The sequence below is a fragment of the Bacteroides gallinarum DSM 18171 = JCM 13658 genome, from assembly GCF_000374365.1.
Lineage (GTDB): Bacteria > Bacteroidota > Bacteroidia > Bacteroidales > Bacteroidaceae > Bacteroides > Bacteroides gallinarum.
The window spans coordinates 1-1,161 of sequence record NZ_KB894215.1 but is presented as its reverse complement, the minus strand read 5'-3'; the positions used below and the strand labels follow the sequence as shown (position 1 = coordinate 1,161).

Here is a 1,161-nt window from a genome sequence, read left to right as displayed (position 1 = left end):
ATCCTTAATCAAAGGAATTGCACAGAATATCGTACTTCGAAACAAACCTAATATGCACATATCACAATGTTTAGAATGTAGTTCTTCAACATTGCAGGAAAGTGATGTCTTGGAATATGGTACATATCCGGTCTATGGTGCTAATGGTGTAGTTGGATACCTTGACAATTATGGAACTCAAAGTGAAGCGGTCTATATTATCAAAGATGGTTCTGGAGTTGGGGCTGTATCCTATATCACTGGGAAATGTTCTGCAACTGGAACTTTGAATGTCTTACAAGCGAAAGAAGGCTTTTCGCTCCAATACCTCTATTATTTACTGAAAGTTTTTAATTTTGAACCATATAAGACAGGAATGGCAATTCCACACATATATTTCAAAGACTATGGTAAAGCTCGAATCTTTTGTCCATCATATTCAGAGCAACTAAAATGCGCCAAGTTTCTGTCTACAATAGATGACAAACTATTGGCAGAACAAAATGTTCTAATAAACCTTAGTTTGCAGAAACAATACTTGCTTCGTCAGATGTTTATATGAACATTTGACAAAGCAGATACTGCTTTTGTGTAGTGTAGTGTCTCAGCAATGATTTTTCAATTTCTATTTTCTCTGTTATGCTGTTCAATATTGCATAGATGTACTTTTGATTTTCCAACAAAGGCAGTTTTATACTTGCTTTTTCAAAATCTGCCTTGCAAAGATTAAAGCGTGTGCTTCCTTGCGCAAACGGATATATAAACTTTCTAAATGGCGTTGAAGCAACGTAGTATGAAAGGTATGGTGAGTAGGCTATTCGTTTATTCTCAATATGAATACCGAAGCAAAAACTATTCAAATAGATTTCATTTTTTCCCAAATAAACAGAGCCGACTCCAACTTCTTCTGGCGTTTCGGAGGATAAAGTAAACAATACATCACCATATTTGACCACATTCTGATTTTCTCCATCGTTTATACGAACATATTGATAATCGTTCTCTTTCACAACATTGTTAGAATAAACATTCAGATATGTTATGAATGGTTTGCCACTTCCAAAGTCATCTGCGGATTTTCCTGATAATCCTGAATATGAACGCCCAAAATCAGAAAAAGATGTTGTTATAGCATTACCATATTGCTTATACAAAGAGTCATTTAGTCCTTTGATTAAGGAT

At 34.8% G+C, this 1,161-nt stretch carries 2 protein-coding genes; one reads left to right on the top strand and one right to left on the bottom strand.

Features of this window, described 5'->3' with window-relative positions; genetic code table 11:
- On the top strand, window positions 1-541 hold a 541-nt coding region (locus C233_RS0122080; RefSeq protein WP_018669625.1), incomplete at its 5' end, for a restriction endonuclease subunit S.
- On the opposite strand, the gene C233_RS0122075 is transcribed toward C233_RS0122080, so the two are convergent.
- On the bottom strand, window positions 534-1,161 hold a 628-nt coding region (locus C233_RS0122075; RefSeq protein WP_018669624.1), incomplete at its 5' end, for a restriction endonuclease subunit S. The two genes, C233_RS0122080 and C233_RS0122075, sit on opposite strands and share 8 nt — an antisense overlap.